Annotated in this window: 21 protein-coding genes; 12 read left to right on the top strand and 9 right to left on the bottom strand. The window is 70.9% G+C overall.

Translation table 11 applies throughout. From position 1 onward, the window contains the following. Window positions 1–83 precede the first annotated feature (83 nt). The 3 genes from ABD056_RS14380 to ABD056_RS14370 all read left to right on the top strand — a co-directional run bounded on the left by ABD056_RS14380 (window position 84) and on the right by ABD056_RS14370 (window position 3,703). Window positions 84–395 carry a DUF485 domain-containing protein gene (locus ABD056_RS14380; protein ID WP_343867672.1) on the top strand — a complete coding sequence of 104 codons (312 nt, stop codon included), beginning with the start codon at window positions 84–86 and terminating at the stop codon, window positions 393–395. Further along, entirely contained in the window at window positions 392–2,062 is a 1,671-nt protein-coding gene (locus ABD056_RS14375; RefSeq protein WP_343867671.1) for a cation acetate symporter, read from the top strand. Before ABD056_RS14380 ends, ABD056_RS14375 begins: the two co-directional genes overlap by 4 nt. A gap of 216 nt (window positions 2,063–2,278) precedes the next feature. After that, window positions 2,279–3,703 carry a DEAD/DEAH box helicase gene (locus ABD056_RS14370; protein ID WP_343867670.1) on the top strand — a complete coding sequence of 475 codons (1,425 nt, stop codon included), beginning with the start codon at window positions 2,279–2,281 and terminating at the stop codon, window positions 3,701–3,703. A gap of 407 nt (window positions 3,704–4,110) precedes the next feature. Here ABD056_RS14370 and ABD056_RS14365 read toward each other — a convergent pair whose 3' ends face one another. Beyond that, on the bottom strand, window positions 4,111–4,692 hold the full coding sequence (locus ABD056_RS14365) for a hypothetical protein (RefSeq protein ID WP_343867668.1): 582 nt from the start codon (window positions 4,690–4,692) through the stop codon (window positions 4,111–4,113). 118 nt (window positions 4,693–4,810) lie between these two features. Beyond that, window positions 4,811–5,074 (bottom strand): DUF2249 domain-containing protein, encoded by a 264-nt coding sequence (locus ABD056_RS14360; protein WP_343867666.1) that lies wholly within the window; start codon window positions 5,072–5,074, stop codon window positions 4,811–4,813. Between the two features lie 241 nt (window positions 5,075–5,315). Between ABD056_RS14360 and ccoG the strand changes: the two genes are divergently transcribed. Further along, window positions 5,316–6,764: a cytochrome c oxidase accessory protein CcoG gene (gene ccoG, locus ABD056_RS14355; RefSeq protein WP_343867664.1), complete on the top strand. Its 1,449-nt coding sequence runs from the start codon at window positions 5,316–5,318 to the stop codon at window positions 6,762–6,764. A gap of 38 nt (window positions 6,765–6,802) precedes the next feature. On the opposite strand, the gene ppc is transcribed toward ccoG, so the two are convergent. Beyond that, on the bottom strand, window positions 6,803–9,607 hold the full coding sequence (gene ppc / locus ABD056_RS14350; RefSeq protein WP_343867663.1) for a phosphoenolpyruvate carboxylase: 2,805 nt from the start codon (window positions 9,605–9,607) through the stop codon (window positions 6,803–6,805). A gap of 253 nt (window positions 9,608–9,860) precedes the next feature. On the opposite strand from ppc, the gene ABD056_RS14345 reads away from it, so the two are divergent. Further along, window positions 9,861–10,949: a sterol desaturase family protein gene (locus tag ABD056_RS14345; protein WP_343867662.1), complete on the top strand. Its 1,089-nt coding sequence runs from the start codon at window positions 9,861–9,863 to the stop codon at window positions 10,947–10,949. A 17-nt stretch (window positions 10,950–10,966) separates the two neighbouring features. Here ABD056_RS14345 and pspF read toward each other — a convergent pair whose 3' ends face one another. After that, window positions 10,967–12,007 carry a phage shock protein operon transcriptional activator gene (gene pspF / locus ABD056_RS14340; protein WP_343867660.1) on the bottom strand — a complete coding sequence of 347 codons (1,041 nt, stop codon included), beginning with the start codon at window positions 12,005–12,007 and terminating at the stop codon, window positions 10,967–10,969. A 132-nt stretch (window positions 12,008–12,139) separates the two neighbouring features. Here pspF and pspA point away from each other — a divergent pair, with 132 nt between their 5' ends. From pspA to ABD056_RS14320, 4 genes are all read left to right on the top strand, one after another. Then, entirely contained in the window at window positions 12,140–12,826 is a 687-nt protein-coding gene (gene pspA, locus ABD056_RS14335) for a phage shock protein PspA (RefSeq protein ID WP_343867658.1), read from the top strand. Between the two features lies 1 nt (window position 12,827). Then, window positions 12,828–13,055 carry an envelope stress response membrane protein PspB gene (pspB, locus tag ABD056_RS14330; RefSeq protein WP_343867656.1) on the top strand — a complete coding sequence of 76 codons (228 nt, stop codon included), beginning with the start codon at window positions 12,828–12,830 and terminating at the stop codon, window positions 13,053–13,055. Beyond that, the gene (locus ABD056_RS14325) at window positions 13,052–13,444 is read left to right on the top strand and encodes a PspC domain-containing protein (protein ID WP_343867654.1); all 393 of its coding nucleotides are present in this window, start codon (window positions 13,052–13,054) and stop codon (window positions 13,442–13,444) included. Before pspB ends, ABD056_RS14325 begins: the two co-directional genes overlap by 4 nt. Window positions 13,445–13,590: 146 nt before the next feature. Beyond that, window positions 13,591–14,109, top strand: coding sequence for a c-type cytochrome (locus tag ABD056_RS14320; RefSeq protein ID WP_343867653.1), 519 nt, complete (start codon window positions 13,591–13,593; stop codon window positions 14,107–14,109). Here ABD056_RS14320 and ABD056_RS14315 read toward each other — a convergent pair. From ABD056_RS14315 to ABD056_RS14305, 3 genes are all read right to left on the bottom strand, one after another. Continuing rightward, window positions 14,070–14,657 (bottom strand): TIGR04282 family arsenosugar biosynthesis glycosyltransferase, encoded by a 588-nt coding sequence (locus ABD056_RS14315; RefSeq protein WP_343867651.1) that lies wholly within the window; start codon window positions 14,655–14,657, stop codon window positions 14,070–14,072. The genes ABD056_RS14320 and ABD056_RS14315 overlap by 40 nt on opposite strands. Then, a complete protein-coding gene (locus tag ABD056_RS14310) occupies window positions 14,654–15,331 on the bottom strand; it encodes a TIGR04283 family arsenosugar biosynthesis glycosyltransferase (protein ID WP_343867649.1) in 678 nt (225 codons plus the stop codon). Before ABD056_RS14310 ends, ABD056_RS14315 begins: the two co-directional genes overlap by 4 nt. A 70-nt stretch (window positions 15,332–15,401) precedes the next feature. After that, window positions 15,402–16,163, bottom strand: a complete 762-nt coding sequence (locus ABD056_RS14305; protein WP_343867647.1) for a hypothetical protein — start codon at window positions 16,161–16,163, stop codon at window positions 15,402–15,404. A gap of 138 nt (window positions 16,164–16,301) precedes the next feature. On the opposite strand from ABD056_RS14305, the gene ABD056_RS14300 reads away from it, so the two are divergent. After that, complete coding sequence (locus ABD056_RS14300; protein WP_343867645.1) at window positions 16,302–17,423, top strand: PA0069 family radical SAM protein; 1,122 nt, start codon at window positions 16,302–16,304, stop codon at window positions 17,421–17,423. A 3-nt stretch (window positions 17,424–17,426) separates the two neighbouring features. Here ABD056_RS14300 and glsA read toward each other — a convergent pair whose 3' ends face one another. Both glsA and ABD056_RS14290 read right to left on the bottom strand, forming a co-directional pair. After that, window positions 17,427–19,316: a glutaminase A gene (gene glsA / locus ABD056_RS14295; protein ID WP_343867643.1), complete on the bottom strand. Its 1,890-nt coding sequence runs from the start codon at window positions 19,314–19,316 to the stop codon at window positions 17,427–17,429. Window positions 19,317–19,409: 93 nt separating this feature from the next. Further along, on the bottom strand, window positions 19,410–20,000 hold the full coding sequence (locus ABD056_RS14290) for a hypothetical protein (RefSeq protein ID WP_343867642.1): 591 nt from the start codon (window positions 19,998–20,000) through the stop codon (window positions 19,410–19,412). A 177-nt stretch (window positions 20,001–20,177) separates the two neighbouring features. On the opposite strand from ABD056_RS14290, the gene ABD056_RS14285 reads away from it, so the two are divergent. Both ABD056_RS14285 and ABD056_RS14280 read left to right on the top strand, forming a co-directional pair. Beyond that, entirely contained in the window at window positions 20,178–21,635 is a 1,458-nt protein-coding gene (locus ABD056_RS14285; RefSeq protein ID WP_343867640.1) for a cation:proton antiporter, read from the top strand. After that, window positions 21,628–22,275, top strand: a complete 648-nt coding sequence (locus tag ABD056_RS14280; RefSeq protein WP_343867638.1) for a ribonuclease HII — start codon at window positions 21,628–21,630, stop codon at window positions 22,273–22,275. Before ABD056_RS14285 ends, ABD056_RS14280 begins: the two co-directional genes overlap by 8 nt. Window positions 22,276–22,396 lie beyond the last annotated feature (121 nt).

Genomic DNA, 22,396 nt, shown 5'->3' with positions numbered 1-22,396 from the left:
GTTGCTTGGAAACCCCTCTATACCGTGCCGCGCTGCAACATCCCATTTGCAGCGCACCGTCTAGAGAGAGGGGAAAAACAAGAATGGGACAGGAGTCTGTTGATCGGATTCTCGCGAATCCGCGGTTCCAGGAACTGGTGGCCAAGCGCAGCCGGTTCGCCTGGACGCTCTCGGCGATCATTCTGGTGGTCTTCTACGGCTTCATCCTGGTGGTCGCTTTCAACCCGCAGATCCTTGCCGTGCCGCTGGGCGAAGGCTGGACGCTGACGGTGGGCGTGCCGGTTGGGGCCGGCATCATCGTGCTGTCGTTCCTGCTGACCTGGGCCTACGTCGTGCGCGCCAACGGCGAGTTCGAGCGGCTGAACCGTGAAGTCCTTGAGGAGCTGACGCGATGAGCGCCCGCCTTCTGCCTGCCGTCGCGGCGGGCTCTGCGTTCCTGTTCGCCTCCCTGCCGGCGTGGGCCGCCGGCGCGCTGGACGGCGACGTGGAGAAGCAGTCGGTGAACATGACGGCCATCGCCATGTTCCTGGTCTTCGTCGCCGTCACCCTCGGCATCACCTACTGGGCGGCCCGCCGCACCAAGTCGGCCAAGGACTTCTACACCGCCGGCGGCGGCATCACCGGCTTCCAGAACGGCCTTGCCATCGCCGGCGACTACATGTCGGCCGCCACCCTGCTCGGCCTGACCGGCATGGTGTTCGCCACCGGCTATGACGGCTTCGTCTATTCCATCAGCTTCCTGGTCGGCTGGCCGATCATCCTGTTCCTGATGGCGGAGCGCCTGCGCAACCTCGGCAAGTTCACCTTCGCCGACATCACTGCCTACCGCCTTGGCCGCACCCAGATCCGCACCCTGTCGGCCTGCGGTTCGCTGTCGGTGGTGGCGCTGTACCTGATCGCCCAGATGGTCGGCGCCGGCAAGCTGATCCAGCTGCTGTTCGGCCTCGACTACGCCATCGCCGTGGCGCTGGTGGGCGTGCTGATGATCGCCTACGTCACCTTCGGCGGCATGATCGCCACCACCTGGGTGCAGATCATCAAGGCCGTGCTGCTGCTGTCGGCCGGCACCTTCATGGCGCTGATGGCGCTGTCGCAGTTCGGCTTCAACCTGAACACCGTGGCCGAGCAGGCCGTCGCCATCCACAGCCTCGGCGACAAGATCATGGGCCCGGGCAGCTTCCTGGCCGATCCGGTGTCGGCCGTGTCGCTCGGCATGGCGCTGATGTTCGGCACCGCCGGTCTGCCGCACATCCTGATGCGCTTCTTCACCGTGTCCGACGCCCAGGAAGCCCGCAAGTCCGTGGTCTATGCCACCGGCTTCATCGGCTACTTCTTCCTGGTGGTGGGCATCCTCGGCCTGTCGGCCATCGTCATCATCTCGCAGCACCCCGAGTTCTTCGGCCCCGACGGCAAGCTGCTGGGCGGCACCAACATGGCCGTCATGCACCTGGCCAAGGCGGTCGGCGGCGACCTGTTCCTCGGCTTCATCTCCGCCGTCGCCTTCGCGACCATCCTGGCGGTGGTGGCGGGCCTTGCGCTGGCCGGCGCCTCGGCGGTGTCGCATGACCTCTATGCCTCGGTGATCAAGAAGGGCAAGGCGGACGAGCGCACCGAAATGCGCGTGTCGAAGATCGCCACCCTGTTCATGGGCGTGCTGGCCGTCGTCCTCGGCATCGCGTTCGAGAACCAGAACATCGCCTTCATGGTCGGCCTGGCCTTCGCCATCGCCGGCAGCGCCAACTTCCCGGTGCTGATCCTGTCCATGATGTGGCGCGGCACCACCACCCGCGGCGCCCTCATCGGCGGCTTCATCGGGCTGGTGACGGCGCTGGCGCTGGTGATCCTCGGCCCGACCATCTGGGTCAAGATCCTCGGCTTCCAGACCGCCATCTTCCCCTACGAGCATCCGGCGATCTTCTCGATCCCGACGGCGTTCATCGCCATCTGGTTCTTCTCGATCACCGACCGCAGCCAGCGGGCGGAAGAGGAGAAGGCCCGCTTCCCGGCCCAGTACGTGCGCAGCCAGACCGGCCTGGGTGCCGAAACGGCCTCCAGCCACTGATCGGGCGCCGGAAACGGCCTGTTGCGACGACCCCGGCGGAGCCTTTCCGCCGGGGTTTTTCGTTTTCGGCTTTGACAAGGGGCGGGTAACGGACTACATGGGGGTCTTCGCGGCTGCATCGACACTGGTCGAGACGGTCGCCCAAACGCGGCCGGCTCCCGTGCGCACCCTCCTGGTGCGGCGCGCCGCCCCAATTTTCGAAAGACATTCCCCCATATGACGACGTTTACCGACCTGGGCCTCGCCGAGCCCCTGCTGAAGGCGCTCGCCGACGACGGCTATGAGACGCCGACCCCGATCCAGGCCCAGGCCATTCCCCTGCTGCTGCAGGGCCGCGACGTGCTGGGCATCGCCCAGACCGGCACCGGCAAGACGGCCGCCTTCTCCCTGCCGCTGCTGCAGCGGCTGGAAGCCAGCAAGCGCCGCGCCGGCCCCAAGGGCTGCCGCGCCCTGATCCTGACGCCGACCCGCGAACTGGCGGTGCAGATCAACGAGAGCATCAAGTCCTACGGCCGCTACATGCGCTTCCGCGCCGCCTGCATCTTCGGCGGCGTCGGCATGAACCCGCAGATCCGCGCCCTGTCGGGCGGTGTCGACATCCTGATCGCCACCCCGGGCCGCCTGATCGACCTGATGAACCAGGGCTTTGTCCGCTTCGACTCCGTCGAAGCCTTCATCCTGGATGAAGCCGACCGCATGCTCGACATGGGCTTCGTGCGCGACGTGCGGAAGGTGGTCGACCGCCTGCCGACCGATCGGTCGACGCTGCTGTTCTCCGCCACCATGCCGAGCGGCGTGCGCGAACTGGCCGACGGCCTGCTGCGCGAGCCGGTGAAGGTGGAAGTGACGCCGCCGGCCACCACCGCCGAGCGCATCGAGCAGCGCGTGATGTTCGTCCGCCGCGACGACAAGCGCCACCTGCTCACCCACCTGATGGACAGCCATTCCATCGAGCGGGTGCTGGTGTTCACCCGCACCAAGCACGGCGCCGACCGTCTGGTCCGTCAGCTGGAGCTGGACGGCGTCGACGCCGCCGCCATCCACGGCAACAAGTCCCAGAACGCCCGCCAGGCGGCCCTGAAGGACTTCAAGAACGGCCGCGTCAAGGCGCTGGTGGCCACCGATATCGCCGCCCGCGGCATCGACATCGACGGCCTGACCCACGTCATCAACTACGAACTGCCGAACGAGCCGGAAAGCTACGTCCACCGCATCGGCCGCACCGCGCGCGCCGGGGCGGAAGGCATCGCCTTCTCGTTCTGCGACACCGACGAACTGTCCTACCTGCGCGACATCGAGCGGGCCATCCGCCAGCCGGTGCCGTCCGACGAAGCCCACGACTGGCACGCGCCGGAAGTGGCGGCCCTGCGCACCCGCCCGCCGAAGCCGCCGGCCCGCCAGCAGCAGAACCGCGCCCCGCGTCCGCAGGGTGCGCCCGGCCAGCGCCCGCACGGCGCCGGTCCCCAGGGCCAGCGCCCGCAGGGCAACGGCGGCAACCGCTCGCCCCACGCCGCCAACGACCAGCGGGCGGAGCGTCACGACCGCCGCCCGGCGCCGCACGGCGCCAAGCAGGGCGGCAAGGGCGGCCGCAAGGTCGGCGGTGGCGGCCCGCGCCGCGGCGGCGGGATGAGCGCCGCCTGATCCGGTCTCCGGTTCAGACAAGACGACGGGGCGCCCTGCGAAGGGCGCCCCGTTTGTTTTAAGTGTTTGAACCACCAAGACACCAAGACACCAAGAAGATGGTGCGAGGGAGGGGAGGCCCTCCCTCGCGCTCCCTCCATCTGGATGATGAGGCGACGGCGGCGGCAGTCCCGCGCCGGCCTCTTGGGGTTTTGGTGGCTAGACTGCCGACCGGCGCCTGCGCCCTCCCGGGCTACCTGCTTCGGCGAACCACCAAGTCACCAAGACACTAAGATGGTGCGAGGGAGGGGAGGCCCTCCCTCGCGCTCCCTCCATCTGGAGGATGAGGCGACGGCGGCGGCAATCCCGCGCCGGCCTCTTGGTGTCTTGGTGTCTTGGTGGTTAAACCGCCGCCCGTCGCCCCCGCCTTACCAGGGGAAGCCGCCGCCGCGGGCTTCCTTCAGGCAGCGGCCGAGCTTCTTGGCGTTGTTCTGGTAGCGGATGTGGCAGCCGTCTTCCAGGGCGTCCTCGAACAGGCGCGGGTCGCCGTTGAGGCAGCGGCGCAGCTTCTTCGGGTTGCCTTCGTAGCGCGACACGCAGCCCTGATCGAGCGCCGCCGCCTGGCCCTTGCTGAGGCGCGAGCGCGGGTCGTCGTCGTCGTAGCCGTAGCCACCCCCGCCGCCGCCGAACAGGCCGCCCGGCATGCCGGGGAACACCTGCTGGCCGCCGCCACCGCCGTAGCCGTAGGTATTGCCGACCTGGCGGCCCCAGGCGTCGACGTAGACGGGCTTGCCGTAGCGGTCGACCACCGGGCGGCCGAACTGGTCGACCAGCAGGCGGGGGCCGGTGCCGCGGCCGGTGCGGGGATCGTCGGGGTCGCTCCAGCCCCAGCCGGCGCCCGCACCGGGGCCGTCGAAGCGGGGGTCGAGGGCGCCGGCGGTGGTGATCGTCATGCAGCCGGACAGCAGCGCGGTGGCGCAGGCAACGACGACGGAGCGGAAGGAGGGCATGGCGCGGCGGACTCCCCGAAGGGCGTGGCGGAAGGTCAGGATGCCACAGCCTCGCCGGCCAAGATGGCGGAATTGCGGATGATGCTACGCATGCCCGCAATCCCGCCCGCTTAGGCGTTCAGCCGCCGCAACCGCCGCAGCAGTGATCCTTCTCCCGCCGCTTCTCGATGCGGACCTGCCACTGGTCGGGGCCGCTGGCGAGGTAGGTCCAGTCGAAGGCCGTGCCGTGCAGCGCCTCGAACTGGCGGCGCAGGGGCAGGGGGTCGTGGTCCACGTCCAGCCGCAGGGCCTGCCCCACCGGCAGGCGGCCGTAACTGTCGAAGATGTGGTGGTGGCGGTCCCACGGGGCGATGGCGGTGACGTCGATGACGAGGTCGGACACGGGTCGGTCTCTCCGCAGACAAGGGGTAGGTCGGGAAGGCCGCATGGTGCCGCACCGGCCGCCGGGCGGGGTTGATTCCGGTCAAGGGCGGGGCGCCGATCCGGGCCGGACTTGACCGGCGTCAAGTTGCCGGGCGGCCGATCACGCCATTGTGCGGAAACGCTGACCGCCGGCCCTTTCCCGCCGGCGCCGTTTCCTCTATATGATGCGCCGTGTTTGCATCTTTATCCGCGGGGACCGCATGAGCGAGACGCTGAACCAGGGAGGCGGCAGCCTCTACGCCAGCCGCGTGAAGATCCATCCGAAGACCGTGAGCGGCCCGTTCCGCCGCGCCAAGGACGTGATCGGCGGCGTGCTGGCGGCGGTGTTCTTCCTGGCCCCGTGGCTGCGCTGGGACCGCCCCGGCGCGGCGCCCGACCAGGCGATCATGCTCGACCCCATCGGCCAGCGCGGCTGGTTCTTCGGCCTGGAGATCTGGCCGCAGGAGGTCTATTACCTCGCCGGCGTGCTGATCATCGGCGTGCTGGCGCTGTTCATGACCGCGTCGCTGGCCGGGCGGGTGTGGTGCGGCTTTTCCTGCCCGCAGACGGTGTTCACCGACCTGTTCATCCGCGTCGAGCGCCTGTTCGAGGGCGAGCGGGCAGCCCGCATCCGCCTCGACAAGGCGCCCATGAGCCTGAACAAGCTGGCCCGGCGCAGCGGCAAGCATGCGGTGTGGCTGCTCATCAGCCTTGCCTTCGGGGCCACCGTCAGCTTCTACATGGCCGACGCCCCGACCACGCTGATGGGCTACCTGACGCTGGATGCGCCGCTGTGGCTGGCCGGCTTCGCGCTCACCTTCGCCGGCACCACCTACCTGCTGGCCGGCTTCGCGCGGGAGCAGTTCTGCAACTACATGTGCCCGTGGCCGCGCATCCAGTCGGCCATGCTGGACGACAACAGCCTGGTGGTCACCTATCAGGACTGGCGGGGCGACGGGCGTGGCGCCAAGCGCAAGTCGCAGACCTGGGAGGAGCGCCGCGCCGCCGGCCTGGGCGACTGCATCGACTGCGGCCAGTGCGTGCAGGCCTGCCCCATCGGCATCGACATCCGCGACGGCGTCAACGCCGACTGCATCAACTGCGGCCTGTGCATCGACGCCTGCGACTCCATCATGACCACCGTCGGCCGGCCGCAGCGGCTGATCCGCTTCGACAGCTTCGCCAATGCCCGCGCCCGCACTGAAAGCCGGCCGGAGCCGACCCGCCTGATGCGGCCGCGCTCCATGGTGTATATGGCGGTGCTGGCGGTGCTGGCGGTGGGTCTGTCGGGCGTCTACCTGAGCCGCACGACGCTGGCGGTGACGGCGCTGAAGGAACGGTCGCCGCTGTTCGTCACCCTGGCCGACGGCACCATCCGCAACACCTACACCCTGAAGGTCCACAACAAGGAGCGCGAGCCGCGCCGCCTGGAACTCACCCTGGCCGATGCGCTGCCCGGCATGTCGCTCAGCATGCTCGGCAGCGACGGCACGGCGACCGAGGATTTCGGCACGGTGGAAGTGGGCCCTGACGGCATCGCCTCGCTGCGGCTGTTCGTCCAGGCGCCGCTGGCCGAGACCCGCCCGCCGGAGACCATCCTGCTGGTACGCGATGCCGAGACGGGGCGCGTGCTGGAACGGTCGCTGATGTTCAGCTGGCCCGATGCGTGACGGGGCGGCGGGCGGCGGGAAACCGCCGCCCGCCCCTGTCAGCCGCTGTTGCGCAGGCCGGCGGCGATGCCGTTGATGGTCAGGTGGATGCCGTCGCGGATGATGTCGTCGGTTTCGCCCTGGCGGTGGCGGCGCAGCAGTTCCACCTGGATGTGGTTGAGCGGGTCCAGGTAGGGGAAGCGGTTGCGGATGGAGCGGGCGAGCAGCGGGTTGCCCTCCAGCAGTTCCTCCTGCCCCATGATTGCCAGCAGGGTTTCGATGGTCGCTTCCCACTCCGCCCGGATGCGGCCGAACACCTCTTCCCGCAGGGCCTCGTCCTCCACCAGCGCGGCGTAGCGCGAGGCGATGGCGATGTCGCTTTTCGCCAGCACCATGTCCATGTTCGACAGCAGCATGCGGAAGAACGGCCAGCCGCCATACATGGCGCGCAGGGTGTCCATGCCGTCGTCGGGGCGGGCGGCCAGGAAGGCCTGCACGGCGCTGCCGAAGCCGTACCAGCCGGGCAGCATCAGGCGGCACTGGGCCCAGCTGAACACCCAGGGAATGGCCCGCAGGTCGGCGATGCGGGTGGATTTGGTGCGCGAGGCCGGGCGGCTGCCGATGTTCAGGTTGGCGATCTCGCCGATCACCGTCGCGCTCCAGAAGTAGCGCTCGAAGCCCTCCGTCTCGTAGACCAGCCCGCGGTAGGCGCGCAGGGCGTGCTGCGACAGCTCCTCCATGACCGCCAGCCAGGCGTCGTCCGGTCCGGCGCCTTCGGGCGGCAGCAGGGTGGCTTCCAGGGTGGCGGCGGCGAGGATTTCCAGGTTGCGGCGGCCGACATCGGGATTGCCGTACTTGGCGGCGATCACCTCGCCCTGCTCGGTGATGCGGATGCGGCCCTGCACGGCGCCGGCCGGCTGCGACAGGATGGCCTGATGGCTCGGCCCGCCGCCGCGCCCGACCGATCCGCCGCGGCCGTGGAACAGCCGCAGGGCGACGCCGTGGCGGCGGAACACCTCCACCAGCGCCGTCTGCGCCTTGTAGAGTTCCCAGCCGCTGGTCAGGAAGCCGCCGTCCTTGTTGCTGTCGGAATAGCCGAGCATCACTTCCTGCACGCCGCCCAGGCTGTCCACCAGCGCCCGGTACAGCGGCAGTGACAGCAGCCGGTCCATGATCTCCGGGCAGCGCCGCAGGTCGTCGATGGTTTCGAACAGCGGCACGATGGTCAGGTCCAGCTGCTGCCGGCGCGGCCGCATCAGGCCGGCCTCCTTCAGCAGCACCGCCACTTCCAGGATGTCGGAGACGCTTTCGGTCTTGGAGATGATGGTGTTGCGCACCGCCTCCGGCCCGTAACGCCGGCGCGCCTCCGCCGCCGTGCGCAGGATGGCGAGTTCCGACTCGGTTTCCTCGCCATGGGCGGCGTAGGGGGCGGTGAGGGGGCGCGGGTCGGCCAGCTGGGCCAGCAGGCAGTCGATGCGGGCCTCCTCGTCCAGGTCGGCGTAGGCGGGCGGCGTGGTGCCGGCCGGGGCGGCGGCGGCCAGCAACTCGGCCACCACCCGCTCGTGCACGTCGGAGTTCTGCCGCAGGTCGATGGTGGCAAGGTGGAAGCCGAACACCTCCACCGCCCGCCGCAGGCTGCGCAGGCGGCCGTCGGCCAAGCCGGCGGCGCCGTTCTGCCGCAGGCTGGCGTCGATGACGTCCAGGTCGGCCAGCAGCGCGGCGGCATCGCCGTAGGGCTCGCCCGGCAGCGGCTCGCGGTCGGCCGGCGTGGCGATGGTGACGCCCAGCGCCCGCGCGGTGGCGTGCAGGCGGGCATAGATGCCGGCGATGGCGCGGCGGTACGGCTCTTCCTGCCGGTGCGGCGAGGCATCGGGCGACTGCGCCGACAGGGCGGCCAGCGCCTCGGTCACCCGCACCTGACGGCCGTCCAGCGACAGTTCGGCGCCCAGCTGGTGCAGTTCCGACAGGTGGAAGGCGAGGGCCCGGCTGCTCTGCATGTGCAGCGCCTGGCCCAGCACCTCGGCGGTGACGAAGGGGTTGCCGTCGCGGTCGCCGCCGATCCAGCTGCCGGTGCGCAGGAACGGCGGCAGCGGCCCCTGCCAGCCGGGAACGTCGCGGCGCAGGGCGTCTTCCAGGGCGGCATACAGGCGCGGCAGCTCGGTCAGGAAGGTGTGGTCGTAGTAGGAGATGCCGTTGGCCACCTCGTCGATGACCTTGAGGCGGGTGCGCCGCAGGATGCTGGTCTGCCACAGCGCCAGCACGGTGGTGGCGAGGGCGTTCTCGGTTTCCGCCTGTTCCTCCGGCGTCAGCTGCCAGCGGTCGCGGCAGGCCAGCAGGCGGGCGAGGTCCATCTCGCGGTTGAGGGTGCTCTTGCGCTGCACCTCGGTCGGGTGGGCGGTCAGCACCGGCACCGCCAGGGCGGTGGCGAAGAAGTCGCGCAACGCCTCCGCCGTCAGTCCGGCCGCCCGGGCGCGGGCCAGCGCATGGGCCACCGTGCCCTCGCGCGGGGCGGAGCCGGCGATGGCATGGGCGCGGTTGCGGCGGATGTGGTGCTGGTCCTCGGCGATGTTGGCGAAGTGGGAGAAGTAGCTGTAGGCGCGCACGATGCGGATGGTGTCGGCCGGCGACATGCCGGCCAGCATGGCTTCCAGCTCGTGGCGGGCGGTGACGTCTTCCTGGCGGTGGAAGCGGACGGAGGTCTGGCGGATGCTCTCCACCAGGTCGAACACCTCTTCGCCCTCCTGGTCGCGCACGGTGTCGCCGAGGATGCGGCCGAGCAGGCGGATGTCTTCCCGCAGCGGCAGATCCTTGTCCTCGCCGTCGACGGGGGATGCGGCGGGGGTGACGGTTTCGATGGCGTCCATGCGGTCCTCGTCCTCTGCGGCACCGCATCACTGTGGGGTGTCGGCGGCGGGATGTCGAGGGGCGCCGCGGCGACGCCTTGCAAGGCCCTCCATGCTGGTAACACCGAGGCGGTACGCGCCGCCCGTCTTCTGCGCGTTTGCCGCTCCCGCCCGCTGCATGGCACAAGAAGCCACAGGACACCTGGGGAAGGGTGAGGGTTTCCGCGCGCGGTCTCGTGACGGTTCGAGATCCTGCCGCCAACGGGAGGACGGCATGGAAGCCATCTACGACAGCATCATTGCCTTTGCCTTCTCGATCCTCGGGGTGGAGAAGGACGGGCTGAAGGCGGTCTTCTACGACAACGGCCTTGCCTACATCTGGGATTTCCTGCGCGACTACGTGTTCGACTACCGGGTGTGGCTGCTCGGGCTGTTGCCGTGTCTGCTGCTGGAAATCTGGCTGAAGGCCCGGAGCGACCAGAAGGTGCTGTCGCCCTACCTGCTGATGGACGCGCTCTACCCGGTGTTCAAGATCCCGGTGAAGATGACGGTGGCGGTCGGGGTGGTGGCGGCCGGCACCTACCTGCAGCAGGAATACCTCGGCTTCGCCAACCTCGGCCTGCTGAACGACCTGCCCATGTGGCTGCAGGTGGCGATCTTCTTCCTGATCAATGACTTCCTGTTCTGGTTCTCGCACATGACGCGCCATAAGGTGCGCTTCCTGTGGTACTTCCACGCCATCCACCACAGCCAGGAACACCTGAACGCGATGACCACCTATCGCGGTCATTACTTCGACGGCGTGGCGTCGGACATCATCAAGACCCTGCCGTACCTGATCCTGGGCGGTACCCTGCCGTCGTTCGCCCTGTACCTGGTGCTGAACAACTTCTGGGGCTACTTCATCCATTCCAACGTGCGCACCAACCTGGGGCCGCTGAAGTACATCCTGGTGTCGCCGCAGTTCCACCGCGTCCACCACTCGGTGGAGCCGGAGCACTTCGACAGGAACTACGGCGAGCGCCTGATCCTGTGGGACTGGCTGTTCGGCACCATGGTGAAGGACTTCAACTGCTACCCGCGCACCGGCGTATACGGCATCGAGCGGTGGGCGGTGGAGCGTAGCGCCAACCCGCTGGAACTGGTGCGAGCCTACATCGCGCAGCTGTACTGGCCGTTCTACAAGAATGCGCAGCTGATCCGCAGCTGGGTCACCGGCCGCCCCATGACCCCGGCGGAAGCCTCCATCCCCACCGGCGTGGCGACGCCGCTGGCCGGCGAGCCGCTGGTGGTGGCCGCCACCGTTGCCCCGGCCCTGGGCGGCGGACCGGAGCCCGACCTCGCCACCCGGGACAAGCCGTGAGGTGACGGCGGCCGGGCTCAGCCGGCGCCGTGCTTGCGCAGCAGGCGGCGGAAGCGGTGGTAATCCATGCCGAGCCGCCGCGCCGCCTCCCGCTGGTTGAAGCGGGCCGCCGCCAGGGCGCGGTCGAGCAGCCGGCGGGCGTAGGCATCCACCGCCGCATCGAACCCGCCGGCTTCCGCCACATCGAACTCGCCGGCCTCCGCCTTGGGGGCCGGCGGTTCCGTTTCCGGCCGGCGGGTCGGAGCGGCGGGCGGCGGGCTGAGGGTGGCGAAGGGGTCGAGGCTGAGGTCGGCGACCGGTGCCTCCGGGTCGTCGGCCAGGGCCACCGCCCGTTCCACGGCGTTCTTCAGCTCGCGCACGTTGCCGGGCCAGGGGTGGTCGCACAGCCGGGCGAGGGCGGCATCGGTGAAGCCGGCGAAGAAGGGACGGCCGAGGTCGCGGGTCATGCCGCGGGCGAAGTGGTCGGCCAGCAGGGGAATATCCTCCCGCCGGCGGCGCAGGGGCGGCAGGGCGATGACGGCGAAGGCCAGGCGGTCGAGCAGGTCGGCGCGGAACTCCCCCGCCGCCGCCATGGCCGGCAGGTCGGCATTGGTCGCGCCGATCACCCGCACGTCGACGCGCACGGTGGCGCTGGAGCCCAGGCGCTCGAACTCGCCGTATTCCACCGCCCGCAGCACCTTTTCCTGCACGGCGGGCGCCATGGTGCCGATCTCGTCCAGGAACAGGGTGCCGCCGTCGGCCGCCTCGAACCGCCCCAGCCGCCGCCGGGTGGCGCCGGTGAAGGCGCCGGCCTCGTGCCCGAACAGCTCGGCATCAAGCAGGGTTTCGCTGAGGGCGGCGCAGTTGACCTTGACGAACGGCCGGTCCCAGCGCGGCGACAGGTAGTGCAGGCGGGCGGCGATCAGCTCCTTGCCGGTGCCGCGCTCCCCCATCACCAGCAGTGGCCGTGGCACCGGCGCCAGCGCCGACACCTCCGCCAGCATGGCCTGGAACGCCGGCGACTCCCCCAAAAGCGGCGGCGGGGCGGGGATGGCGGAATTTGAGATGGTGTCGCTCATGCCGCCATTATATGGCGGCCATCGCCACCCGGCAAGGGGCCGCACTGGCGGAAATCCGCCCTTGCGGCGGTTGGCACGGCCTTCGCAATACTGCCGGCAAAACCCTGATCCCCTCCCGTTCGGAGAGCCGTCATGAGCATCTTTTCCCGCCTGTCCGACATCATCAATTCCAACATCAACTCCATGCTGGAGCGGGCGAAGGACCCCGAAAAGATCATCCGCCTGATCATCCAGGAGATGGAAGACACCCTGGTCGAGGTGCGCTCCGGCGCCGTCCGCCTGATCGCCGACAAGAAGGATCTGGAGCGCCGCATCGGCCGCCTGGAAGCCGAGCGCGACGAATGGCAGCGCAAGGCCGAACTGGCGCTGGAGAAGGACCGCGAAGACCTCGCCCGTGGTGCCCTGGCCGCCAAGGCGCGGGCCGTCGACACCCTGAAGGTGCTGAACGAGGAAGTGGCGGCGCTCGACGAGGCGCTCGCCAAGCAGAACGAAGACCTCGCCCAGCTGCAGGCCAAGCTGGCCGACGCCAAGGCGCGCGAGAAGGCGCTGGCGACCCGTCACAGCGTCGCCTCCAACCGCCTGAAGATGCGCGGCCACCTGCACGACGAGCGGCTGACCGGCGCGTTTGCCCGCTTCGACCAGATGGAACGCAGCCTGGACGAGCTGGAAGGCAAGGTGGAAAGCTACGACCTCGGCCGCCGCCGCTCGCTGGGTGAGGAGTTCGCCGATCTGGAGACCGATGCCGCGGTCGAGGATGAACTGGCCCGCCTGAAGGCGCGCGTGAAGGGCGGCAGCACCGGCGGCGCGACGGGGGCGTAACATGGCCTTCGTCGTCTTCGTCCTGGGCTTCCTGGCGTTGGCGGTGGTGGCGCCCATAGCCATCATCGGGCACACCATCGTCCGCTGGCGAGCCATCCGGACCCTCTCGGCCGAGGAGGAACGCACCATGGCCGAGCTGGTCAGCACCGCCGACCGCCTGCGCGAGCGGGTGGCCAACCTGGAGCGCATCCTCGACGCCGAGGTGCCGGGCTGGAGGACCGAACCATGACCAACCATGGCCAGCGCGAGGCGCGCTACCGCCTCTATCGCAACCGCTCCCGTGGCTGGATCGCCGGTGTCGCCGCCGGCATGGCCGACTACCTGGGGGCCGACGTCCGCCTGGTGCGGGTGGCCTGGGTGCTGGGGCTGGTGTTCTTCACCCTGCCGGCGCTCATCGCCTACGTCATCATGGTGCTGGTGGTGCCGCCGCGGCCCGATCACCTGTTTGCCTCCGACGAGGAACAGGCGGTGCGCCGCTCAGTCCACCTCGGGCCGAAGGACGCCCTGCGCGAGGCCCGTGCCCGCATGCGGGACGTGGAAGACCGGCTGAACCGGCTGGAAGCGGCGATCCTGTCGGAGGACTTCCAGCTGCGCCGCAAGTTCCGCGACATCAGCTGATCCTCCCCTGCCTCCCGTGACGCGCCATCGCCGCCGCCGTGCCCTGTGGGTGCGGCGGCGGTGTCTTGTTTCGATGCCGGCGGCAACAGCGCGGCGGCGGCGGGCGTTGACGACGCATCCCGCCGCCCGTGCCGGAGGTCGCTGCCATGCGGTTCCTGCTGACCCTGATCGTGGTTGTCGTGCTGCTGGCCGCAGGGGCGGCGGCGGTCATCTTCACCGGCGCCTACAACGTGGCGGCCGATGATCCCCATACGGCGCCGGTGCGCTGGCTGCTGGCGACGGCGCGGGTGAACTCGGTGCAGGCGCGGGCGGAGGCGGCGGCGGTGCTGGCCGACCTGGAGGCGCCGGAGCGCATCGCCGCCGGTGCCCGTCTCTATGCCGAGCGCTGCGCCGCCTGCCACGGCACCCCCGGCGCCGAGCCGCCGGAGTGGGCCCGCCGTATGCAGCCGGCGCCGCCCGCCATGGACCACGCCGCCCGCTTCTGGGCGCCGCACCAGATCCACTGGATCATCGCCCACGGCTTCAAGGCGACCGGCATGCCGGCGTGGCGGGAGGTTCTGCCCGAGGACGCGCTGTGGGCGCTGACCGCCTACGTCGCCGCCACCCCCGGCATGACCGCCGCCGACTACGACTCCCTCACCGCCGCCGAGGACGCTGCAGAGTAGTCGGCGGCATCATCCACGTCCCGCAGCACCGGGCCGAGCGCCGCCGCCGGCAGCAGCGCCAGGGTGTCGGCCAGCGCGTGCGGCGTCGACCATCGCACCGGCGCCAGCGGTGGCAGCGGCCGGCGGGCGCCGATCAGCCAGTAGCCGCCATCGGTGGCCGGTCCCAGCACCCACGGCGCCCGCCGCAGCGCCGTCAGGGCGGCGGCGATGTGGGCCGGGCGCACCTCGGGAATGTCGGCGCCGATCAGCACCGCGGGGCCGGGCAGGGCGGCATGGAGGCAGCGCCGCATGCGGCTGCCGAGGTCGCCCCGGCCCTGGGGCAGGGCGGCACGGCCGTGGGGCGGCTGCGGCCGCCAGCGGTCGGGCGTCACCGCCACCACCAGCCGCCAGCGCCGGTCGGCGCCCAGCACCCGCAGCGTCCGCGCCAGGGTGGTGCGGTAGAAGGCGGTGGCCGCCACCGGGCCGATGCCCGCCGCCAGCCGCGTCTTCACCCGCCCGAGCACCGGCTGCTTGGCCATGACGATGACGGTCGGCCGCCGCCGGCTCATGGCCGCCTCCCGCCGTAGAAGCGCACCAGCCGCGCCGCCGGCACGCCCAGCATCCACAGCCCCAGGCAGGCGAGGTTGCGCAGCGGCCGCCGCAGCCAGCCGTCGCGCTCGTAACGCACCGCCGAGGTGGTGACGACCGTATCGAGCAGCCGCAGCCGGCGGCGGGCGATGCGGCGCACCAGATCGACGTCCTCCATCAACGGCAGCGGGCGGTAGCCGCCGAGGCGGTCGTACAGCGCCCGCGGCAGCAGCAGGCCCTGGTCGCCATAGGGCAGGGCGAGCAGCCGGCAGCGCCACGCCACCAGCCGCTCGATCCGGCGGGCGCGGCGGTCGGGGCTGGCGAAGCGCAGGGTGAAGGCGGCGGCGCTGTCGGGATGCTCCGCCATGTGCCGCTGCGCCGCCGCCCACCAGCCGGGGGCGGGGACGCTGTCGGCGTGCAGGATAAGCAGCCAGTCGCCTTTGGCAGCGGCAGCCCCCGCCTGCAACTGCGGCCCGCGCCCGCGCGGCGCGGTCACCAGTCGCGGCGCCAGCGCCGGGGTGGCATCGGTGGAGCCGCCGTCGGCCACGATGATCTCCGCCGCCGCGCCGGCCTCGGCCAGCGCCGCCAGGGTATCGGGCAGGGTGGCGGCGGCGTTCAGGGTGGGGATGACGATGGACAGGCGGGGCGCGGTCATGGCGGACGGGCTGCGGCGGCGGGTCGGCCTCAGCCTAACCCGCCGCCGCCCGCCGCCGCCAGCGCCGCCGTCACTGGGCGGCGGTGCAGTAGACGTCGGTGGTGTAGTGGCCGGCGATTTCGTAGGCGGTCGAGGGCTTGATCATGAACTCGCTGGCCCCCTTGCGGCTGGCGACGCCCTCCGCCCAGTCGTAGGTATAGCCAAGTCGCGTCCACGGGGCGCCCGCCACCAGGTAGGAGGTGCGGTAGAGGTTGGCCCACCACGGGGCATCGGTGACGGTGGGGCCGGGGCCGACATCGCAGCTGGTATCGGTCACCTCCTGGTCGGGGCAGGGGCGGATGAGCCCGGCCACCGGCACCCACATCTCGACGAACACGTCGTAGGCGCGGTCGATGGACAGGCCCAGGTGTTCCTTGATGCGCTGGCTGCGCCCCTGCTGCGGCAGGTTCTGGCAGAACTGCTGCACCTGGGGCGCGGCGGTCACCCACACCACCGGGCTGCCCGGCGGCGTGGTCTTGTTGGGATCGCCGGAGTAGTAGTTGTCGTAGGTCGCCTGCGACATCCAGGCGACCATCTTGACCTCGGTGTTCTGGTTGCGCCAGCTGAGGCCGGGCGTCGCCGGCAGCAGGGCGATGAGGTCGTTGGCGCGCTTGGCGTCGGTGGGAACGGCGGCATCCTGGATGGCGGCCTGCCAGCGCTCCGCCGGGGTCAGGCCGACCAGCGGGGCGGGGGAGGCGACGGCGGCCGGGGCCTGGGCCTGCGGCGCCGCCGCACAGGCGGCCAGCACCAGGGCGAGCAGCGGTGCCGCTGCCCGGAACAAACGAACGGTCATGGTGGGATCTCCCTCCTTTGTTGCAGGAAGGATTATCCACACCCCTTGCAGGGTGTCCCCCGTCATATGAAATGATCTTGTTTTGTTCTCATTTCACGGCACAATGGGCGTCTTCCGCAGCCAGCCGAGAGCCCTGCCATGACCACCACCCCGGACCAGCCGACGCCCCGCCGCGGTGCCGTGACCAATGCCGTCGGCCGCTACGAGCGCTTCACCCGCGAGCGCGAGCCCGACGGCTGGGAACAGGCCCCGCCCGAGCGGGCCGAGGGGGCGGAGTCGGAGGACCTGGACGACTGGGACGACCTGCCGCCCCTGCGCACCACCGTGCAGCGCGACGCCAGCCGCTCCATCCTGGCACGCAACACCTCGCCCGACATTCCCTTCGACCGCTCCATCAATCCCTATCGCGGCTGCGAGCACGGCTGCGTCTACTGCTTCGCCCGGCCCTCCCACGCCTACCTGGGCCTGTCGCCGGGGCTCGACTTCGAGAGCCGGCTGTTCGAAAAGCCCGACGCCCCGGCCCTGCTGGAGGCGGAGCTGCGGCGCAAGTCCTACCGCTGCGCCCCCATCGCCATCGGCACCAACACCGACCCCTACCAGCCCATCGAGCGCGAGCGGCGCATCATGCGCGGCGTGCTGGAGGTGCTGCGCGACTACAACCACCCGGTCACCATCGTCACCAAGTCGGCCCTGGTGGCGCGCGACATCGACATCCTGGCGCCCATGGCGGCGAAGCGGCTGGTGCGGGTGGCGATATCGGTCACCACCCTGGATCGCGGTCTGCAGAAGGTGCTGGAGCCGCGGGCGGCGACGCCGGGGGCGCGGCTGACCGCCATGAAGGCGCTGGTCGATGCCGGCATCCCGACGGCGGTGATGGTGGCGCCGGTGATCCCCGCCCTGACCGACCACGAGCTGGAGCGCATCCTGGAGCAGGCGGCCCTGGCCGGCGCCGATGCGGCGGGGTGGATCTTCCTGCGCCTGCCGCTGGAGATCCGCGACCTGTTCGAGGAATGGCTGCGCACCCACCGGCCCGACCGGGCGGAGCGGGTGCTGTCGCTGATCCGCCAGGCGCGCGACGGCGTGCTCTACCAGTCGGCGTGGGGCAAGCGCATGACCGGCAGCGGCCCCATCGCCGAGATGATCGGCGCCCGCTTCCGCATCGCCGCCCGCCGCTTCGGCATGGAGCCGCGCGACCTGGCGCTGGACTGCACCCAGTTCCGCCCGCCGCCGCGCGCCGGCGACCAGCTGGCGCTGCTGTAGGCCTCAGCGGTCGGACAGGGCGGCGATCTTGGCGTTGGCCTGCCGCAGGCGGTCGGCGAGCAGGGCGGCAAGGTTGCGCAGGATGGTTTCGCCGGCCGTGGGACGGTCGCGGCGCAGCCGGTCGTAGTCGGCGAGGTCGAGACGCAGGCAGGTCACCGGCGTGTCGGCCCACACGTCGGCGGTGCGCGGACTGCCCGGTGTCAGCAGCGCCAATTCCCCGAAGCAGGTGCCGGCACCCAGGGTCGCCAGACGCGGGCCGTCCGGCAGGCGGATGCTGACCATGCCGGTCTGCAGGAAGAACACGCTGTCGGCGGGCTCGCCGGCTGCGATGATGCGCTCGCCGGTGCGGATGGCGTGCGGCTGCACCAGCCTGGCGATCCGGGCGAGATCGTCGGCGGACAGGCCCTGCATCAGGCTCTGGTCGGCGAGCGGCACGCTTTCCATCACCCGGCCGAAGCCGCCGTAAAGGAACACCACCTGATCTTCCGCCCATTCCACCGCCTCATCCAGGGTGGCGTGGCGGCGCAGGGCGGAGGCGGTATCGGCGTCGCCGGTGAGAGCGGCGGCCAGGGTGGCGGCCGGCTGGCCTTCGGCGTCGAGGCCGGACAGAACCACCCGCGTGCCGGCGGCGGTGAGGTCGCGGAACAGCGCCGCCAGCAGTGCAGGCGCACCGGCGCCCAGGCGGCCGACCCGGCGCAGGTCGAACACCACCAGCTCGCGCGGGCCGCCGGCCGCGACGCTGCGGGCGATGTAGTCGCAGGCGGCGAAATTGAGGGCGCCGGCCAGTTCCATCACCCGCACCACGCCGCCGTGGCGGTCGAGGATGTCGCGTTCGGTCTGGTGGCGGTTGCGGCGGGACGCCACCTGCCGCAGGTCGTAGTCGGCGGCGATGCTGCTGGTCACGTCGCCGGTGCGCTGCAGCAGGTGAAGGCCGAAGTGGGCCGACAGGTGCTCGCACACCTTCAGGCCGCGCACGCTGTTGCCTTGGGCATCCAGGGGCGGCGAGAAGGTGCCGAGGCCGAACTGGGCCGGCAGGGTGGCGACGATGCCGCCGCCGACGCCGCTCTTGGCGGGCAGGCCGACCCGGTAGATCCATTCGCCGGCGTAGTCGTACATGCCGGCGCTGACCATCACCGACAGGGTGCGGGCGACCGTAGCCGGTGCGACCACCGCCTCGCCGGTGACCGGGTTGACGCCGTTGGCGGCCAGGGTGGCACCCATCACGGCAAGGTCGCGCGCGGTGACCAGCAGGGCGCACTGGCGGAAGTAGACGTCGAGCGCCGCGTCCACGTCGCCTTTCAGGATGCCGTGGTTGCGCAGCAGCCAGGCGATGGCCCGGTTGCGGTCGCCGGTGTCGCGTTCCGACCGGAACACGGTGTCATCGACCTCCAGCCGCCGCCCGGCGAAGCGGCCGAGCAGGTCGCGGATGCGCTCGAACGCGCCGTCGGGATCAAGCCGATGCACAAGGCCGGAGCAGGCCATGGCGCCGGCGTTGACCATGGGGTTGAAGGGGCGGTTGTCCGCCCGCAGGCGGATGGAATTGAAGGCCTCGCCCGAGGGCTCGACGCCGATGGTCGCCTCCACCAGCTCCGGCCCACCCAGTTCGAGCGCCAGCGCGAAGACGAAGGCCTTGGAGACCGACTGGATGGTGAACGGCACGCCGGTGTCGCCGACCTCGTGCACGTGGCCGTCGATGGTGGCGAGGGCGATGCCGAAGCGGGCCGGATCAGCCTTGGACAGTTCCGGGATGTAGTCCGCCACCCGCCCGGAGGTGTCGCGGCCGAACCGCCGGTGGCAGTCCTCCAGAAAGCGAGCCAGCGGCTGCCGCGGCGGCGCCGCCGTCGGCTCGCGCAAGGCGGTCAGTCCCTCGTCCTTCCCCCACCGCACCGGCATCCCCTATCCCCCTGTTCCCGGCATGCGACACGGGGGACAGACTGTGCATGCCGGGCGGGGGGCTGTCTATTAGACCTTAATCTTAGTAAGGTCTTATCGCGGCTGCACGCCGCGCAGGAAGGTCAGCCCCTCATCCCGCACGAAGCCGGGGTTGGCGTCGTAGGCGTCGCACAGCAGCAGGCGGAAGGCGTGCTGCTTGCCGTTGGGGGTGTCGGGGCCGAAGGCGCCCTGGGCGAACAGGCAGACGCTGGTGCCCTGGTAGAGCGCCCAGTTGATGCCGTCGGCATAGCCGTCGCTGCTGCGGTGGAGGGAGCCGTCGCTGTTGCGGGCGATGACCGCATCGGCGGCGGGCAGGAAGGCGTCGTGCGGGAACGGCTTGAAGGCGGCGTCGCCGGGCAGGCTTTCGATCACCATGAAGCCGCGGCCGAGGTCGATCTGCTCCACCGTGCGGCCGTCGGGCAGGGCTGCCGCCTCCAGGCGGACGATGCGCAGGCGCTCGGTCTCCGGCAGCACGTAGTGGCTGGTCTGGGCGGCGGCGGAGGGCTCCACCGGCGCCGCGGCGGCGGCCGTGGCGGCCGTCGCGCTGGCTGCCGACTCGCTGCCGCCGCCACCGGTGAGGGCGCCGAGGGTGGTGCAGGCGCCGAGGCCGGTCACCAGGAACATCGCCGCTATCGCGCGTCGCATGGCATCAATCCTCTGTGAACACGCGGTCATTCTACCCGCGAAGGTGATCGAAACAAGGCAGGCCTGCGACCATTCCGTGGCGGCGCCGGTCGGTGCTGGACAGGCCGGCGACGGCGGGAGCACACTCCTGCCCCGGCCGACCCCGGCCACCCCTTTCGATCAGCCGCCGGCCCGCCCATGGACGCTGCCCACGCCCACACCGACGTCACCGCCATCGCCATCACCGCCCTGATCGCCATGGGCTGCGGCCTCATTCTGCACCGGCTGCGGCAACCGGCCATCGTCGGCTACATCGTCGCCGGCGTGATCCTCGGGCCGTCGGTGCTGGGGCTGGTGCGCGACCGCGACAACATCGCCCTGCTGGCCGAGCTGGGCGTGCTGATGCTGCTGTTCATCATCGGCCTTGAGCTTTCGGTGCGGAAGTTCATGGCGGTGTGGAAGCCGGCCCTGGTCACCACCCTGCTGCAGGTGGGCGGCAGCGTCGGCGTCATGCTGGTGATGCACGAACTGGCGGGCTGGAGCCTCGGCACCTCGGTGCTGCTGGGGTTTGCGGTGGCGCTGTCGTCGACGGCGGTGGTCATCAAGCTGCTGCAGCAGACCGGCGAGATGGAAACTCCCGCCGGCCGCCTGACCGTCGGCATCCTCATCGCCCAGGACATGGCGGTGGTGCCCATGATGCTGGCGCTGTCCATGCTCAACCGGCCGGAGCAGGTGACGGTGATGGACGGCGCCCGCATCGCCGCCGCCGTGCTGATCCTGGTCGGCCTCATCTGGCTGCTGCTGCGGCGCGAGGTGAAGCTGCCCTTCGCCGATACCATCGCCGCCCATTCCGACCTGGCGCCGCTGGCCGCCTTCGCCCTGTGCTTCGGCGGCGCGGCGGCGAGCGGCCTGATCGGCCTGTCGGCCGGCTACGGCGCCTTCCTGGCCGGGCTGGTGCTCGGCAACTCGTCCATCCGTGACCGCATGGAACATGCGGCGCAGCCCATCCAGGCGCTGCTGCTGATGGTGTTCTTCCTGTCGGTCGGCCTGCTGCTCGACCTCAGCTTCGTGTGGGACAACCTGGGCGCCGTGCTGGTGGTGCTGCTGTGGGTGACGGTGTTCAAGACGGCGCTGAACCTCGCCGCCCTGCGGCTGCTGCGCACGCCCTGGCCGCAGGCCTTCCTGGCCGGCGTGGCGCTGGCGCAGATCGGCGAGTTCTCCTTCCTGCTGGCCAGCCAGGGCCGGTCGCTCGGCATGCTCGACCGGCAGGAGGAGCAGTTCGTGGTGGCGGTGACGGTGCTCAGCCTCATGTTCTCGCCGCTGTGGCTGGCGACCATGCGGCGCCTGGGCACGGTCGGCCGCAGCCGGTTCAGCGGCCTTGGCGACCTGCTCGACACGCTCTACGGGCACGAGGCGCGGCAGGTGCGGTGGGCATCGCGCTTCGCCCTGTCCCGCCTGCGCGGCGAAGCGCCGCCGCTGCCGCCGCCGGCCCGGCCGGTGGTGGCGCCGGCGGCGCCCGAGCCCGATGCCGACATCGACCACGCCGACGGCGAGCCGCTGGCGGCGGAACAGCTTGCATCGGAGGCGTCGAGCGACTACGACGACGGCGATCCCTCCACCCCCGTGCCCGAGGACAAGCCGACCCGCGATGCCTGACTGGATGCTCGAATGGGCCGAGACCGGGGTCGTCTGCGGCATCGACGAAGCCGGGCGGGGGCCGCTGGCCGGGCCGGTGGTGGCGGCCGCCGTCATCCTCGACCGTGACCGCCTGCCGGCCGCCCTGACCGAGGGGCTGAACGACAGCAAGCAGCTGACCGACAAGCGCCGCGAGGCCCTGTTCGCCCTGCTGCACGACTGCGACGGCGCCGCCCGCATCGGTGTCGGCGAGGCCTCGGTGGCGGAGATCGACACCCACAACATCCTGCGCGCCACCCACATGGCCATGGATCGCGCCTGCTCCGCGCTCGGCTGTGCCGTCGACGTGGCGCTGGTGGACGGCAACCAGCCGCCGCGCCTCAGCCTCGGCTGCGCCGTGCGCACGGTGGTGGGCGGCGACGGCCTCAGCCTGTCCATCGCCGCCGCCTCCATCGTCGCCAAGGTGACGCGCGACCGCCTGATGCGGGCCCTGGCGGCGGAGTTTCCGCACTACGGCTGGGAGCGCAACGCCGGCTACGGTACCGCCGAGCACCGTGCCGCGATGCGCGAGTTCGGGGTGACTCCGCACCACCGCCGGTCGTTCGCGCCGGTGCGCGATCTGGTCGCCCAGTGCGATTTGCACACACTGTGGCAGAACTGACACATTCCCAAGATCGTGGAGTCCGGCGACTCCCGCCATCACAAGATGATGTGGCAAGCCTGCTGCCGAGTCGCACTTCAACCACCATCTTCGCGACTCCGGCTAAGGTGCTGAGTCAAGG

Source organism: Caenispirillum bisanense (assembly GCF_039523075.1).
GTDB lineage: Bacteria > Pseudomonadota > Alphaproteobacteria > Rhodospirillales > Rhodospirillaceae > Caenispirillum > Caenispirillum bisanense.
Note: the sequence above shows the minus strand (reverse complement) of the source record. Positions and strands in the feature narration are given on the sequence as shown.

What these genes read in the sequence shown, in the direction of transcription:
- ABD056_RS14285 (WP_343867640.1), top strand. Translation starts at nt 20,178, where the DNA reads ATGGACGCTGCCCACGCCCACACCGACGTCACCGCCATCGCCATCACC.
- ABD056_RS14325 (WP_343867654.1), top strand. Translation starts at nt 13,052, where the DNA reads ATGACCAACCATGGCCAGCGCGAGGCGCGCTACCGCCTCTATCGCAAC.
- ABD056_RS14315 (WP_343867651.1), bottom strand. Translation starts at nt 14,657, where the DNA reads ATGAGCCGGCGGCGGCCGACCGTCATCGTCATGGCCAAGCAGCCGGTG.
- ABD056_RS14300 (WP_343867645.1), top strand. Translation starts at nt 16,302, where the DNA reads ATGACCACCACCCCGGACCAGCCGACGCCCCGCCGCGGTGCCGTGACC.
- ABD056_RS14290 (WP_343867642.1), bottom strand. Translation starts at nt 20,000, where the DNA reads ATGCGACGCGCGATAGCGGCGATGTTCCTGGTGACCGGCCTCGGCGCC.
- ccoG (WP_343867664.1), top strand. Translation starts at nt 5,316, where the DNA reads ATGAGCGAGACGCTGAACCAGGGAGGCGGCAGCCTCTACGCCAGCCGC.
- pspF (WP_343867660.1), bottom strand. Translation starts at nt 12,007, where the DNA reads ATGAGCGACACCATCTCAAATTCCGCCATCCCCGCCCCGCCGCCGCTT.
- ABD056_RS14370 (WP_343867670.1), top strand. Translation starts at nt 2,279, where the DNA reads ATGACGACGTTTACCGACCTGGGCCTCGCCGAGCCCCTGCTGAAGGCG.
- ABD056_RS14380 (WP_343867672.1), top strand. Translation starts at nt 84, where the DNA reads ATGGGACAGGAGTCTGTTGATCGGATTCTCGCGAATCCGCGGTTCCAG.
- ABD056_RS14310 (WP_343867649.1), bottom strand. Translation starts at nt 15,331, where the DNA reads ATGACCGCGCCCCGCCTGTCCATCGTCATCCCCACCCTGAACGCCGCC.
- ABD056_RS14345 (WP_343867662.1), top strand. Translation starts at nt 9,861, where the DNA reads ATGGAAGCCATCTACGACAGCATCATTGCCTTTGCCTTCTCGATCCTC.
- ABD056_RS14375 (WP_343867671.1), top strand. Translation starts at nt 392, where the DNA reads ATGAGCGCCCGCCTTCTGCCTGCCGTCGCGGCGGGCTCTGCGTTCCTG.
- pspA (WP_343867658.1), top strand. Translation starts at nt 12,140, where the DNA reads ATGAGCATCTTTTCCCGCCTGTCCGACATCATCAATTCCAACATCAAC.
- ABD056_RS14280 (WP_343867638.1), top strand. Translation starts at nt 21,628, where the DNA reads ATGCCTGACTGGATGCTCGAATGGGCCGAGACCGGGGTCGTCTGCGGC.
- ABD056_RS14305 (WP_343867647.1), bottom strand. Translation starts at nt 16,163, where the DNA reads ATGACCGTTCGTTTGTTCCGGGCAGCGGCACCGCTGCTCGCCCTGGTG.
- ABD056_RS14320 (WP_343867653.1), top strand. Translation starts at nt 13,591, where the DNA reads ATGCGGTTCCTGCTGACCCTGATCGTGGTTGTCGTGCTGCTGGCCGCA.
- ppc (WP_343867663.1), bottom strand. Translation starts at nt 9,607, where the DNA reads ATGGACGCCATCGAAACCGTCACCCCCGCCGCATCCCCCGTCGACGGC.
- glsA (WP_343867643.1), bottom strand. Translation starts at nt 19,316, where the DNA reads ATGCCGGTGCGGTGGGGGAAGGACGAGGGACTGACCGCCTTGCGCGAG.
- ABD056_RS14365 (WP_343867668.1), bottom strand. Translation starts at nt 4,692, where the DNA reads ATGCCCTCCTTCCGCTCCGTCGTCGTTGCCTGCGCCACCGCGCTGCTG.
- pspB (WP_343867656.1), top strand. Translation starts at nt 12,828, where the DNA reads ATGGCCTTCGTCGTCTTCGTCCTGGGCTTCCTGGCGTTGGCGGTGGTG.